Origin of the sequence: Clostridium sp. SHJSY1 (assembly GCF_031626875.1) — a bacterium.
Lineage (GTDB): Bacteria > Bacillota > Clostridia > Clostridiales > Clostridiaceae > Clostridium.
Window position 1 is genome coordinate 226,012 of the sequence record NZ_JANDMF010000002.1, and the last position, 15,012, is coordinate 241,023.

Here is a 15,012-nt window from a genome sequence, read left to right on the forward strand (position 1 = left end):
TACTTGGTTCTCACCATCCCAAGTTCTCTGGAAACTAAACTCCAATATCTACTCTCTCTTATCACTGACTTTATTTTAACTTTGTTAATATTATATGTAATTATTTTGCAATATGCTACTCCTGTATTTTCTTATATATTGCAATTAAAGTCTATTATTAGAAATATTCTTTATTTTTCTTCAATTTACTTCAATTCTGATAAAACTTTTTTATTGCATTTTATAAAAGATAAGAACAAGATAGAATATAAACTAATCTTGTTCCTTTAAAAATTAACTTGTACACTCTTCTACAAATTCATTTTTTTCTTTACCAAGTAACTTCATTTCATAAATTATAAACAAAACTGTAATAACTGCAGCAATAAAATCTGACGCTGGCCCTGATATCCAAACTCCAGTTAAATAAAAAAACCTAGGAAGGATTATTATAAGTGGTAAAAGTACAATAACTTGTCTTAAAAGGCTTAAAAACATTGATATTTTTGCCTTACCTATAGCTTGGAAATAATTTGTGAATATAGCCTGCATTCCTATTACAGGAAGCATAACAAGAAATAAAGATATCCCTTTAGCCCCAATATCCACAAGGCTTGCATCACTTTCATTAAAAATACTTATAATTTGTGCTGGAAATAGTTCAATAATAACAAATCCAAATAAACAAATTATAGTGGCTGCAATAGCTGCATACTTTAATGTAAGTTTCACTCTATCATAATTTTTAGCTCCATAATTATATCCTATTATTGGTTGAGCTCCTTGATTAATTCCAAACACAGGCATTAATATAAGCATACTAACACTATTTATTAAAGAAAAAGCGCCAATAGCAATATCTCCACCATATCTTGAAAGACTTCTATTAAATGTTATTGTAATTAAACTTGCAGCAAGTTGCATTGCAAAAGGAGACATTCCAATTGATATTATTTCTTTCACATAAACTTTAGATAACTTCAAGTTTTCCTTTTTAACTTTTAATAAACTCTTCCCTTTGACAAAATAATATAATATCCATACAGAACAAACAGCTTGTGAACATACTGTAGCAAGTGCTGATCCTCTTACACCTAATTTAAATACAAATATAAATAATGGATTTATTAAGAAGTTAAGCACTGCTCCAATAAGCATTGTTTTCATAGCAGTTTTAGGATCCCCCTCTGATCTTATTATAGGGTTCATTCCAAATCCTATATTTTGAAGTACTACACCTAGTAATATTATAAATGCAAATTCTTTTGCATCAGGCATTGTCTCTGGACTAGCACCAAATAAATTTAAAATTGGCTCTAAAAATGCAATTCCTAAAATAGTTATTAATATTGAAAAAATAATTACAAGTGTTAATGCATTACCTATAATCTTTTCAGCATCTTTATGTTTATTTTGTCCAAGTTTAATTGAAACTACAGCCCCTGATCCTACCCCTACAAGCATTCCAAAAGCCATGATTACATTTGATATTGGGAATGTAACTGCAACTCCTGAAAGAGCTAAAGAACCAACTCCTCTTCCAACAAAAAACCTATCAACGATACTATATAATGCATTTACAAGCATTCCTATTATTGATGGTATTGAAAATCTTAAAAGTAATTTAGATATATTTTCTTGTCCTAATTCATTTCTTTTTTCCTCCATATATTGCTCCTTTTAATCTAAAATATTATTACCTCATAATAATATATCTAAGTATAGTTGATATGTCAACTATATATTAAATATTATAATTTTCAAATAATATAACTTTTACTAAAATTACATAAAGGTCTTTTAAATAGCAAATAGTATCTATATAAAAATAAGTGAGGTGACCATACTTGAATAAAAAATATAAATTGTCTACATCGATTTTAACAGTAATAGTTATTATATTTTTTTCTATAAAACCAAGTACAGAAATAGCAAAAGCTTACTCTATGTATCAAGATAATAATAATATACATCTGGTTCTGGATTCACAACTTTATAAGGAAATGCCACAAAATTTTCGTAAATCTTCTAATTTATCAAATTTACAAAAAATTAAAACTTTAAATCTTAGAGGAATAGATAAATTAAATATTTCTGGCAGCAATCAATTTTCAGAACAAAATTTGCCTCTTCTAATTAAAAATATAGATACTACATTTCCTATAACTATTATTGATACAAGACAAGAATCTCATGGATTTATTAACGGTCTTCCTGTCAGTTTTGCTAATGCAACGAATAGTTCTAATGCTAATTTATCAAAGGAAGAAGTTTTATTGGATGAAGCAAAAAGATTAACTGAAATAAAATTAAATACTCCAGTTTCCTTTTACAATCATCCTAATATAACTATAACTCCAACAAAAGTTATGAATGAAAATCAACTAACTGGAAGCTTATCCCTTTCATATATTCGAATTCCAGTTACTGATGGCAAAACACCATCAAATGATATGGTTGACTACTTTATAAATGTAGTAAAATCTGCACCTAAAGACATGTGGTTTCATTTTCATTGCAAAGAAGGCATAGGGAGAACTACTACTTTCATGATTATGTATGATATGATGAAAAATTCAAAAGAAGCTACAGCAGATGAAATCATTGAAAGGCAGATAGCACTAGCTAATTTTGATAAAAAGAAAGACATTGCTTTTTATAGTGATGAAAGAATAAAACTTTTAAAATGTTTTCATAAATATTGCACTGAACAAGACAATGCTTTTAATATAAAGTGGAGTGATTGGAAAAAAGGTTTCAATTGTAATAGTACTATTTTATGACTAAATCTCTAATATTTTATGAAGATGATATAAATGATACAACTCTTAGAGAAAAAGTATTTTCCTCTGTAAAAAGCGATTCTACATGCTTTGGTTGGGGGCCAGATGAATTTACAAATGTAAGTATAGCCTCTAAATATGGATTAAGTATGATTGCTGCAGATTGTTCATGTTTGGAGCAAGAATTTAAATGATGTTAAAAGAGTTATTGATATTCTAAATCAAAACTCCAATATTGAAATAGTCACACCTGAAACATTTATGGAATTAATAAAAAGAAATGTGTCTAGTTAAGAAAAAAAACTTAGAAGCTGTAACAAATCAGTTTCTAAGTTTCTAAAAAATATTAATTTTTAATATAGTAATCAAGTAAATCTTCTGTACTAACTGTACCTATAATTTTATTATCACTAATTATTGGCATTGAATTAATATCATTATTTCTTAGTCTTTTAGCTACAGTTAAAATATCTTCATCACCATCAGCTAATATTACTGATTTAGACATTACCCATTCTACAGGACAACTATTATAATGACCTGGAGCTATCATAAATCTATAGATATCTGCCTTAACAACCATTCCAACTAAATTATCTAAATCATCAACTACAGGTATTCCATTGATATGAAGTTTAGTCATTAATTCTAGAACCTTATCAATAGAGTCCTCTACTTTAACTTTATAATTTTCTGGTTTAATAATATCTCTTACCTTCATAAACACACCCTTTTCTTTAGTTGTAAAATTTGACTACTACTTATATATTTTTATTATTTTTTAACAAATCTCTAATTTCTTGTAATAATGTAATTTCTTCAGATTGTTTATTTTGTTCATCACTACTCTTTGGTTTATTTTCTTTTTTTAATTTATTTATTAGGCTAATAAATAGAAAAATAGAAAATGATACAATTAAAAAATCAATAACATTTTGAATAAAACTTCCATAATTTAAGGTAACTGCTGGAATATCTCCTTTAGCTTCTTTTATTACAATTTTTAAATATGTAAAATTTACTCCTCCTGTTATAGCACTTGCTATAGGCATAATTATATCATTTACCATAGAAGTTACTATTTTCCCAAAAGCACTACCGATAACAACACCAATAGCTAAATCTACTACATTTCCCTTTATAGCAAATTCCTTAAACTCCTTTAGCATATACTACTTCATCTCCAAACTTTAAATATTCGTCTTATTGCATCATTTATATGTAGTCATAAGAGCATTCTTTAAAACTTTAGGACTATTTTTGTAAGAAGTTACTTTACAAATTTCTTTCTCCTTAATATTAAAAAGAGTGTATATAGCTATTCTTGCTGCACGTATAGAATATTCTTCTGTAAACACCATATCTTCTGGGATTTCAACAAACTGGCTAATCAAAGCAAAGTTTGTTGATCCTTCAGGAACTATCTTTGGTCTATCACTTATCCTGTGTGGTTGAAATTGTGCTCCTATATAGGGCATCATACATGGTATAACATTAACTATAGTCTCTTTTATTTCACTAATTTCACTTTCTAAATGTAAATGATGCATAACTTCTAATAATATTTCTTCTCCAGTACATTCCTTCATCGGTTTCTTTATAAAATTGCCGACTTTATCTGTATATAACCCATATCCCCAAAATACAGTTATATCAGATGGTTGTTTTTTAAAGTATGGTTGATGTGGAATAGTAATACTCATAAGCCAATTGGAATCTTTAAAAGTAATTATCCCTCCACTTCCTGGAGTATTACCAGTAAATTTTTCAATTAATTTTAATACTTTATTACCTCTACAAGTTACTGTAAAACTCTCCCAATTTGTTTCATCAGGATGAGTAAAAAATGGTTCAGGATTTCCTAGTCCTATTTTCTTTTTTGCTACTTTGAACCAAAGATCAGCTGACATTGAATTATTAGGATTATATTCTGGTGCTGTAGTCATATTTCCTAATGAAGATGAATCAGTCATGCTTCCATTTGTCATTATACATAAGTCACCTGAATTTAATGTAATTACCCTGTCACCTGAAGAATCTTCTAAATATATATCCGTTACTGTAATTTCCTCCCCTGGTTTAAAATCCAGATCTTTAACTTTAGTGTTCATTATAAAGTTAACATCATGTCGATCTAAATATGATTTTAGTGGTAAAATAACTGATTCATACTGGTTGTATGGTGTATGTGTTACACCCTCTAATGTTCCAATTCTAGAAAATTCAAAAATCATTCTTTGCATATAACGTTTAAATTCAATTAAACTGGACCACTTTTGAAATGCAAAGGTTGTTTGCCATATGTACCAAAAATTTGTTTCAAAAAAATGTGGAGTATCATCAAACCATTCTTCTATTGTCATATCATCTAATTGTTCTTCAGCTACAAATAATAATTTACCCAGAGCCATACGATCTTCTTTGGTAAATCCCATACTATTTATATCTTGGATTACACCATGTTTATCTATTAATCTTCCTTGTGCATGAGTTGGATGTAAATGATCAAAATTTAATATTTCTTCAGTAACACTTTTATTTGGCATTTCTAATGAAGGAATACTTGAAAACAGTTCCCAAAAGTTTTCATATGTCTCTTCATTTAACATTCTTCCTCCACGATATATATAGCCATTTACAGCATCTCCAGCTGCATCATTACTTCCTCCAATATCACTCGCCACTTCTATAATATGTATATTTTCTCCTTTAAAATTACAATCTCTAATAAGATAAGCTGCAGCTGATAAAGATGCTATTCCTCCTCCAATTAAATATACTTGTCTATCTCCATAATCTTTACCATTAGTTGCATTTATATACTTTTTATCTTCTTTTTTTAGTTTTTTAACATTAAGTGCAGCTACAGTTACAGCTACACTTGCTATAGTTCCTATTGCTATAAGTAAATTTTTTTTGCTTGGTTTTATCTTCAATTAACTCTCCCACCTTTCTTTTTAATATTTCTTTCTATTTAATTAGTTTTTATTAAATTCTTTTATTTATTCATTATCTATATTTAAAATAAAATAAAGCAGCCTAATAAAGCTGCTTTATTTTCCTACTTTTTCTTATGTATTGCTTCATCTTTAATTTCTGATCTCATACCTTTTAGAGCTTCTTCTCTTCTATCATTTTTTTCTGAAAGTTCTCTTCTTGTGTTTTCATCATCTGTTTTCTCAATCAATTCATCTGCAAGATGGATATTTTTGATAGTATTAGAGATATTATTCTGAATTCTATCTACATTATCACTTCTATCATCTGGTTTAATTTTCATAATACTACATCTCCTTTTATGGTATAAATTTAGTATTCTTATTTGAATTAGTCACTTACATCATTTATTATTTCTCTCTGTATCCTTATTATGTATCCAATTATTAGTTGTATTTTTATATTTTTAAATATAAGAAAAAAGATAAGGAAGTTACTCCTTATCCAATTAATAAATATATTGTTAGTAAAAATTATTAATTCCCCTAACTAGACTAGACATTTAATAATTCATCTATTTTACCAACAAGTTCTTCAACTTCTGGTTTACTTAATTGTGCATTTGCACGAACTGATTCACCCTTATGTTTTAATTCCTTTGTTATTAATGATGAGAATATTATTATAGGTAATTTATTTAAAATAGGATCTTCTTTAACTTTTCTTGTAAGAGTGAGCCCATCTAATTGTGGCATTTCTATATCCGTAATCATCAAATGTACATCTTCCACAAAGTTCTCTCCTTTTTCTTGCTTAAGTTGTAGAAGATATTCTAACGCTTGCTGGCCATCATCAAAAATTCTTAAGTTTCTAAATCCGGCTTTTGTTAACGTTTCTTTCAACAACCTTCTAATCAATGGAGAATCATCAGCTAAAACAAGCTTTATATTTGATCTTTCTCTATATTCTACATTAACTAGTCTATTTTCAGAAATTCCTGTACTTGGAGAAATATCTGTAACTATTTTTTCAAAATCTAACATTATTATCAATTTATCTCCCATAAGAATATTTCCTACTGATAATGTATCTTCTGTTAAACCATCTGGTTTTCTTATTTCACTCCATTTAACACGATGAACTGCTATTATATCATCAATATTAAATGCTACTTTAATTTTATTAAATTCACTTATTATAACTTTTTTGCCAAGATTTCCAGTACGATTTCTTGTTAGAATATATTTCAAATCAATAAGCGTGATAATTTCCTCTCTACAGAGTATAAGTCCAGCTATTTCTGGCTTTGGATTTGGTAACGTTGTCAGATTGCTAGGCATTTCTATTACTTCTTTTACTTTAACAACATTTATTGCATAATGAGTACCATTTACAATAAATTCAATTACTTCTAACTCTCCAGTACCTGATTCTAATAATATATTATCCTTCATAAGCTCTCTTCCCCTTAAATAAAATATATTTTATTATCGACCATAAATAAAAATTCTTTATACAATTTATTATATATTATCAAGAATTTATTATACATAATAAAAAAATATTATGCTCAACTTAAATTTTCCTTAATTTTCATAGGATTGTATTGTATATTTTTCCTTATTTATGTATATTTTATTTGCAATTCCTTTTAATTTCGACATGGAAAGGAGGTTGTTTAGTCAAATCGAATTGCTAATATATACTGGGGGGATATAAATGAATAAAATTAAAAAATTATTACTTGCTTTAAGCATAACTTCTGCTGTTTGTTTTGGGACAAGCTTATATGCAAAGGCTGCACCTGTACAAGAAAAAATAGCAACATTAAAACAACCAGATAATACTGAAGTAAAAGTTAAGGTTACTGGAGATGAATATTATCAAGAAATAGAAAGCATGGATGGATATACTCTTTGTAGAAATTCTGAAGGATATATTTGCTATGCTGCATTAAATGGTAATAAATCTGACTTTATTGCTACAAATGAAATTTATAAAGATGAAAATTATAAAAAGAAAGACACAATAAGAAACAGCTTTGTTGCTACTGAAAATTCTATTAACACACCAAAACATCTTACTTTAGATAAAAAATACAAAGATAAAAAAGCTGAAGAAAAGAAAGCTAAAATACCTACAGAACAAATTGCTTTATCAGAAAAAGTTAGTGCTGCCTCATCATCAACAGGAAATATTAACGGGTTAACCATTTTGATAAATTTCCCAGATCAAACTAGCTCTATATCTAAAAATGAAATCAATAATTTCTTTAATCAAACTGGATATACTGGCTATTCAAACAATGGTTCTGTTAAGGATTTCTTCAATGATGTTTCAGGTGGAAAGGTTACATACACAAATACTATAACGGAATTTTATACAGCAAAGCATGAAAAATCTTATTATGATAATACTAACATTGATGATTATAGCACTGCTATAGAACTTGTTGATGAAGCTGTAAATTGGTTAAAATCAACTGGTTTTGATTTTTCTAAATTAACACTAGACTCATCGGGATATGCTAAAGGCGTAAATATTCTTTATGCTGGAAATGCTGATGCTGGATGGTCAAAAGGATTATGGCCTCATCAAGGTTATTTAACAACAGGTTTTTCTTCTAATGGAGTGAAAATCGGTAGATATGAATTAAGTAATATTGGTACTGATTTATCTCTTGATACTATATGTCATGAAAATGGTCACCTTCTTTTTGGATATCCTGACCTTTATGATTATAATAATAAATCTAATGGTTGTGGCACATATAGCCTTATGTCATTTTTATCAGATGCAAAAAATCCAGCACCACCTGACCCATATTGTAGAAATGTAATTTCAGGATGGAATACTAATATTAATTTAAATTCTTATAGTAATGGTACAACTTTAACTGCAACATCTGATAATAATGGTAATCATCCTGTTTTCAAATGGACAGGTAATAACCCTAATGAATATTATTTAATAGAGAATTTACAAAAAACAGGAAGATATTCTTATATTCCTGATTCTGGTATAGCTGTTTGGCATATAGATGAAGATGGTGATAATTCTAATTATAGTAATACTCCTAGCAGCCACTATAAAGTTTCTATAGAACAAGCTGATAATAGACTAGATTTAGAAAAAGCTAGAAATTATGGTGATAGCGGAGATTTATATAAAGGTGGATATAAAACCGTATTTAATGATTCAAGTGCACCTAGTTCAAAATGGTGGAATCAAACTTCTTCTGGACTAGATATTTCAAACATTAGTAATAATGGTAGTACTATGACTTTTGTAAAATCAGGTAACACAACACCAACAACTGATCCTACTACTGAAAAAACAAATATAGCTTTAAATTCTACTGCTACTACCTCATATTGCTCGGATTGGGAGAACATATCTGCATTAAATGATGGATTTATTCCTACTAATTCAAATGATAGAGCTCATGCAGTTTATGGTAACTGGCCAAAAACAGATTCTCAATGGGTACAATATGTGTTTGATAAAGAATATACTATTTCAAGTACTGATGTCTATTGGTTTAAAGATGGTGGAGGAATAGATGTACCATCTTCTTATAGAATTTTATATTGGGATGGTAGTCAATGGCTTGATGTACCAAATGCTAAAGGCCTTAAGACTCTTACAAATAAATTTAACACAACAACATTTAATCCAATAAATACAAATGCTATAGCGATACAAATGGAGTCTAACAATTCCGCTTCTACTGGTATACTTGAATGGAGAGTATATGCTTAAACCCTTATAAAATCATTAGAAAATTCTCTAAGATTATTCTTTAGAGAATTTTCTTTTTTAATTTATGTCATTTTAACCGTATTATTCTTATTTAATTAAAACTTTCTTACATCCCTCTATTTTTATTGTTTTTTTTTGTTGTTTCATGTATATTTTTATAAAACCTTGTTTCTTATTTTCAAGAAATAAATTTAAATTTACACCAACACAATATTTATAGGGGGATTAATATGAATAAATTTAAAAAGAGATTGGTCTTATTTACTATAGCGTCTTCGTTATATTTAGGTGCAAACATTCAAGCAGAAGCAGCACCTGTCTTTGACAAATTAACTACACTTAAACAACCCGATAATACTCCAGTACAAGTTAAAATAACAGGAGATGAATATTATCAACAGATAGAGAGTACAGATGGTTTTACTCTTTGCAGAAATTCCGATGGTTGGATTTGTTATGCAGAGCTTAATGCAGATAAATCTGATTTTGTTGCTACAAAGGAAATATATAAAGATAACACTTCTGAAAGGTCACTAAAAGAAAAACATATCTCTATAGATAAAAAATCAGAAGATAAAAAAAGAGATAAAGTAAAGAAAGAAATTGATTCAAATAAAACTGATACTTCTTCAAATCCAAAACCAAGTGCAGCATTTGCTAGTTCTGCCCTTCTTAGTCCATCTAAAGCAACTACAAATGAAACAACTAATACTTTAACTGCTCCAACAGCTTCTACAGAAAATATTAAAGGGTTAACTATATTAATAAAATTTCCTGATGAACAAAGTGCCATTTCTAAAAATGAAATCAACAACTTCTTAAATCAATCTGGTTATAAAGGTTTCTCTAATAATGGTTCTGTAAAAGATTACTTTTCTGATGTATCTGGTGGAAAAGTAAATTATACAAACACCGTTACTGAATTCTATACAGCCAAGCACCCAAAATCATACTATGATGGATCTAATATTACTGATTATCATACATCTCCAGAGCTTATAAATGAAGCTCTAAATTGGTTAAAATCTACTAACTTTGACTTTTCAACATTAACAAAAGATTCAAATAACATGGCTAAAGCAGTTAATGTTCTTTATGCTGGAACTCCTGATTCTGGTTGGTCAAAAGGATTATGGCCTCATCAAGGATATCTTCCAAAATCATTTGAATCTAATGGAATAAAAATACAAAAATATGAATTAACTAATATAGGTAATGACTTATCTTTAGGAACTATTTGTCATGAAAATGGACATCTTCTTTTTGGATATCCTGATCTTTATGACTATAATTATAAATCTAATGGTTGTGGTACATATAGTCTTATGTCTTTTATATCAAATGAAAAAAATCCTGTTCCACCTGATCCATATTGCAGAAATGTTATATCTGGTTGGAATACTCCTCAAAACCTTAACTCAGTTAATAATGGAACTCAAGTTAGTTTACCTTCAAGCTCAAGTGGTAATCAAACCTCTTATAAATGGACAGGCTCTAATCCTAAAGAATATTTTTTGATTGAAAATATAAAAAAAGAAGGAAGATATTCTACAGCTCCAGACGAAGGACTAATGATTTGGCATATTGATGAAAATGGTAATAACTCAAACTATTCAATGACTTCTACAAGTCATTATAAAGTTTCAGTTGTACAAGCTGACAATAAACTGCAACTAGAAAAGAAAGAGAATTACGGTAATGGTGGAGACCTATTCCGAGCTGGTGGAAATTCTAAATTTAATAGCGCAAGTAGTCCAAGCTCAAAATGGTGGAATCAAACTTCTTCTGGACTAGATATTTCCAATGTTAGTAATGTTGGTAATAACATGACTTTTGTAAAATCAGGTACAACAGCAACTAATACAAATACTACATCAACAGAATCATCTTCTAATTTAGCAGCTAAAGCTAAAGTAGCAAGTTCATACTGCTCTAATTGGGAAAGTACTACTGCTTTAAATGATGGTTTTACTCCAACAAATTCTAATGATAGATCTCATGCTGTTTATGGTAATTGGCCGAGAACTAATGCCCAATGGATACAATATACTTTCGATAAGGATTACACTATATCAAAATCTGATATTTATTGGTTTAAAGATAATGGAGGTATAGATGTACCCTCTTCATATAAAATCAAATATTGGAATGGTAGTGCTTGGGCTGATGTAACTAAAGCTTCTGGTCTTGGGATTAAAGCTAATGCATTTAATACTACAACATTTACTCCAATAACTACAAGAAGTATAGTAATAGAAATAAATCCAAACAATTCAAAATCTACAGGAGTCCTTGAGTGGAGAGTTTATTAAAATACTAAAGCTATGGATGGGAATATTTCCTATCTATAGCTTTTCTTCTACTTAAAATTTTATTTTATTTTAATAAAATTACTATATATATATTGTATAATTAATTTATACTGTATTATAAACAAAGGAGATTTTTATATTGAAAATTATAATAATATATTTAGCTATAATTAACATAACTTCTTTTTTAGTTATGCATATAGATAAGCAAAAAGCTATTCATAAAAAATGGAGAATAAGTGAATCAAATCTCTTAATTCTATCTATTTTAGGAGGTTCTATTGGTATGCTTCTTGGAATGTCTTTCTTTAGACATAAAACAAAACACAAAAAGTTTACTATTGGAGTACCTTTAATTCTTATAATACAATTAGCCATAACTCTATCTTTATTAGTAAAGTAATAATTTAAATTAGTTTAATATTACTATTTTCCTTTGACAGATTATAGTAATATTTTAAACTATTTATATTTGCTATAACCTCTTCATATTCAGGAAAATCTTTAATAATTCTATTTATACATTTAATACAAAATTCAATTCTTTTTTTAAAGTCTTTCTTCATTACATCTTTATATCCCCAAATATGAGTAAAATATATCTGTTTTCCGCTTGTAAGCTTTTCTAAATTCATTAACTCGTATCCTTTGATATTCATTTTCTTTGCACACATAGAAAACAACCTTTGTTCTGCAAATACCATATTTATTAATCTATCATTGCTAGAAGACAATCCCTTCATGAATTCTATAGAAGAATTAACATAGTAATTTTTAAAATTATCATTGTTTATATATGTCAAAGCCGTGTTAGAAGGAAGAACCTCCCAATTCAATTCATCATCAAATCTATAACTATTTTTCATATTGAACTTACTTTTATCTGGATACACTTCACTTGATATATTTTCTTTATGAATAGCACAAATTTCCTTGCCTAAAAGTTCATCTTTAAGGCTTTCCCAAACAATAAAATCAGTATCTATCATTACACAGGGAACTATCTGGCTTTTTAGTGCATATATTTTTCCTGCTGCCCAAAATATATTTGAATCTATATCCTTATCAATGTAATTTTCCAAAGAATCATCTATACCTAAATTCCAAATTGATTCCATACCTAATTTCTTATAGTATTTAGCTCCTATTTTATCTGTAATCATTTTAATATTACCATTTTTTTCTCTCCACTTAAGAGCTGATAACATAGTTGTTAATATTTCAAAATCTTCTATATAGTAATTTCTATTTTTATCTATTCTAAAAAAAGGCTTAGTCCAATTAGAATGAAATCCATCTATCATAATAAAATAAATCCTTTCCCTATATAAGTTCTATTCCGTAACCTCCTAAATAATCACCATAATACTCTTTAAAGGCTGAACTCTCCTCTTCTTTTAATTCATTATATATATATTCTTTAATAATTAAATACCTTTTTAATTCATCTTCGCTTTTAATTGTATTGCCATCTTCCATTACTAATGGGAATTTAATTTTTTCACTCATAAATCTTGTCCCCTCTTTAACTTCATAAAGTAATCATAACACTTTCTTGGATAATTTTACATAGAAATTGATGTGTAAATTTCAACAATAAGTTATAATAAATGTAAAGAAAGAATGAAAGAAGGATGAAAAATGATAACTGTTGCTAAAGATGGTAGTGGAGATTTTATCAATATAACTGATGCCATATCATCTATTCCAAGTAATAACAAAAGTAATATTATAATTTATATAAAAAATGGAACATATAAAGAAAAAATTCATATTGAAAAACCTTTTCTAAGTCTTATTGGAGAGGATGTCAACAGAACTAAAATTACGTATGATGATTATGCAAAAAAAACATTGCCAAATGGTGAGGCTTATAGGACATTTAACTCATATACAATTTTTATAGGCTCTCATGATTTCACAGCACAAAATTTAACCTTTGAAAATTCAGCTGGTAATGGAGATATATTTGGTCAAGCTGTGGCTGTTTATGTTGAAGGAGACAAATCAAAATTTAAAAATTGTAGATTTTTAGGTAAGCAAGACACATTATTTACTGGACCTCTACCACCAAAGCCTATAGAAGGTAATAATTTTGGTGGTCCTATGGAAGGAAGACCTAGAGTTGTTGGAAGACAATATTATGAAGAATGTTACATAGAAGGAGATATTGATTTTATTTTTGGTTCTGCAACAGCTGTATTTAATGGATGTGAAATTTTTTCCAAAAATAAAAATAGTAAAATTAATGGTTATATTACTGCTGCATCCACAGTAGAAGGAAGAGAATTTGGATATGTATTTATGAATTGTAAACTAACTAGCGATGCTCCTAAGGAAACTGTATATCTAGGAAGACCTTGGAGAGACTATGCAAAAACTGTATTTATTAATTGCTATTTAGGGGAACATATTCGTAAAGAAGGTTGGCATAGTTGGGACAAGCTAAATGCAGAAAAAGAGGCTTATTATGCTGAATATAAAAGCTATGGTCCTGGAGCATCAGATTTAACAAGGGTTTCTTGGTGCCATATCCTAAATGATGAAGAAGTAAAAAAATATACTCTTTCAAATATTTTTAATGATGATTTCTATAGAAATTTTAATACTTAATTAGGAGAAAACTTATGAATTTAATCAAAAAAACACCTAATTTCAAATGGCGAAAAGACTTATTTCTTTATAAAATAATAAAGGATGATTTAAAAGCAAATATACTTTTAAATCATCCTTTTTATATGTTTTCTATTAAAATAACCTTATTTTCTTTAATAGATTTAACAGCATCTATAACTCTTTGATTCTCAGATCCTCTATATTTTAAACTAATATTTCTCTTTTCTAGTTCAAATCTACCATCTATTAAAACATCTACAAAACTTAAAATTTGTTTCTTTTTATTATCATTCATAATCTGTTGAAATGTATATCCAGACCATAGCCAAATGGTTTTATTGGTTTCCTTTTTAATTCTGTCTAGAAGATTAACTAGATCCAAATCCATTGTTTGCTCCATTGGTTCTCCACCAAGTATGTTAACTCCATATACATTGGGGTTTTTTATATATGAAATAAATTTATCTTCTATTTCTTTATTCCAAACATCACCATGATTAAAGTTTTGCAGTTCTTTATTAAAGCAACCTTCACAATTGTTAGTACATCCACTTACAAAAAGAGTTGTTCTAACATTAGGTCCATTAGATACATCAAATTTTCTTATTTCTGAATATCTCACC

Annotated in this window: 16 protein-coding genes and 1 other annotated feature (1 of these 17 only partly in view); of the genes, 7 read left to right on the forward strand and 9 right to left on the reverse strand. The window is 28.1% G+C overall.

Going from position 1 to position 15,012, the window contains the following annotated elements; genetic code table 11:
* Positions 1-74 (reverse strand) — a binding site (T-box leader); it reaches 239 nt to the left of the window's first position.
* Between the two features lie 199 nt (positions 75-273).
* The gene (locus NNC19_RS02270) at positions 274-1,647 is read right to left on the reverse strand and encodes an MATE family efflux transporter (protein ID WP_310936971.1); all 1,374 of its coding nucleotides are present in this window, start codon (positions 1,645-1,647) and stop codon (positions 274-276) included.
* A 179-nt stretch (positions 1,648-1,826) separates the two neighbouring features.
* On the opposite strand from NNC19_RS02270, the gene NNC19_RS02275 reads away from it, so the two are divergent.
* From NNC19_RS02275 to NNC19_RS23490, 3 genes are read left to right on the forward strand one after another with little or no spacing between them, the layout of a single operon-like run.
* Positions 1,827-2,762, forward strand: coding sequence for a fused DSP-PTPase phosphatase/NAD kinase-like protein (locus NNC19_RS02275; protein WP_396136390.1), 936 nt, complete (start codon positions 1,827-1,829; stop codon positions 2,760-2,762).
* Complete coding sequence (locus tag NNC19_RS23485; RefSeq protein ID WP_396136391.1) at positions 2,759-2,956, forward strand: hypothetical protein; 198 nt, start codon at positions 2,759-2,761, stop codon at positions 2,954-2,956. The genes NNC19_RS02275 and NNC19_RS23485 overlap by 4 nt, the downstream gene beginning before the upstream one ends.
* Positions 2,916-3,056, forward strand: a complete 141-nt coding sequence (locus NNC19_RS23490) for a hypothetical protein (protein WP_396136392.1) — start codon at positions 2,916-2,918, stop codon at positions 3,054-3,056. Before NNC19_RS23485 ends, NNC19_RS23490 begins: the two co-directional genes overlap by 41 nt.
* Positions 3,057-3,108: 52 nt before the next feature.
* On the opposite strand, the gene NNC19_RS02280 is transcribed toward NNC19_RS23490, so the two are convergent.
* From NNC19_RS02280 to NNC19_RS02300, 5 genes are all read right to left on the reverse strand, one after another.
* Positions 3,109-3,483, reverse strand: a complete 375-nt coding sequence (locus tag NNC19_RS02280) for a CBS domain-containing protein (protein ID WP_310936972.1) — start codon at positions 3,481-3,483, stop codon at positions 3,109-3,111.
* Positions 3,484-3,523: 40 nt separating this feature from the next.
* A complete protein-coding gene (gene mscL / locus NNC19_RS02285; RefSeq protein WP_310936973.1) occupies positions 3,524-3,931 on the reverse strand; it encodes a large-conductance mechanosensitive channel protein MscL in 408 nt (135 codons plus the stop codon).
* 42 nt (positions 3,932-3,973) lie between these two features.
* Positions 3,974-5,692: an oleate hydratase gene (locus NNC19_RS02290; protein ID WP_396136395.1), complete on the reverse strand. Its 1,719-nt coding sequence runs from the start codon at positions 5,690-5,692 to the stop codon at positions 3,974-3,976.
* A 131-nt stretch (positions 5,693-5,823) separates the two neighbouring features.
* Positions 5,824-6,042: a small acid-soluble spore protein Tlp gene (gene tlp, locus NNC19_RS02295; RefSeq protein WP_310936975.1), complete on the reverse strand. Its 219-nt coding sequence runs from the start codon at positions 6,040-6,042 to the stop codon at positions 5,824-5,826.
* Positions 6,043-6,253: 211 nt separating this feature from the next.
* A complete protein-coding gene (locus NNC19_RS02300; protein ID WP_310936976.1) occupies positions 6,254-7,153 on the reverse strand; it encodes a chemotaxis protein in 900 nt (299 codons plus the stop codon).
* A 265-nt stretch (positions 7,154-7,418) separates the two neighbouring features.
* On the opposite strand from NNC19_RS02300, the gene NNC19_RS02305 reads away from it, so the two are divergent.
* From NNC19_RS02305 to NNC19_RS02315, 3 genes are all read left to right on the forward strand, one after another.
* Positions 7,419-9,461, forward strand: coding sequence for a M6 family metalloprotease domain-containing protein (locus NNC19_RS02305; protein WP_310936977.1), 2,043 nt, complete (start codon positions 7,419-7,421; stop codon positions 9,459-9,461).
* A 230-nt stretch (positions 9,462-9,691) separates the two neighbouring features.
* Positions 9,692-11,773, forward strand: a complete 2,082-nt coding sequence (locus NNC19_RS02310; protein WP_310936978.1) for a M6 family metalloprotease domain-containing protein — start codon at positions 9,692-9,694, stop codon at positions 11,771-11,773.
* Between the two features lie 139 nt (positions 11,774-11,912).
* Positions 11,913-12,176, forward strand: coding sequence for a DUF1294 domain-containing protein (locus NNC19_RS02315; protein ID WP_396136393.1), 264 nt, complete (start codon positions 11,913-11,915; stop codon positions 12,174-12,176).
* 4 nt (positions 12,177-12,180) lie between these two features.
* On the opposite strand, the gene NNC19_RS02320 is transcribed toward NNC19_RS02315, so the two are convergent.
* Together NNC19_RS02320 and NNC19_RS02325 are read right to left on the reverse strand one after the other, a co-directional pair.
* Complete coding sequence (locus NNC19_RS02320) at positions 12,181-13,077, reverse strand: DUF6734 family protein (protein WP_310936979.1); 897 nt, start codon at positions 13,075-13,077, stop codon at positions 12,181-12,183.
* Between the two features lie 19 nt (positions 13,078-13,096).
* Positions 13,097-13,282: a hypothetical protein gene (locus NNC19_RS02325; protein WP_310936980.1), complete on the reverse strand. Its 186-nt coding sequence runs from the start codon at positions 13,280-13,282 to the stop codon at positions 13,097-13,099.
* 132 nt (positions 13,283-13,414) lie between these two features.
* Between NNC19_RS02325 and NNC19_RS02330 the strand changes: the two genes are divergently transcribed.
* A complete protein-coding gene (locus NNC19_RS02330; protein ID WP_310936981.1) occupies positions 13,415-14,386 on the forward strand; it encodes a pectinesterase family protein in 972 nt (323 codons plus the stop codon).
* Between the two features lie 121 nt (positions 14,387-14,507).
* Here NNC19_RS02330 and nrdG read toward each other — a convergent pair whose 3' ends face one another.
* The gene (gene nrdG / locus NNC19_RS02335; protein ID WP_310936982.1) at positions 14,508-15,011 is read right to left on the reverse strand and encodes an anaerobic ribonucleoside-triphosphate reductase activating protein; all 504 of its coding nucleotides are present in this window, start codon (positions 15,009-15,011) and stop codon (positions 14,508-14,510) included.
* Position 15,012: the final 1 nt, after the last annotated feature.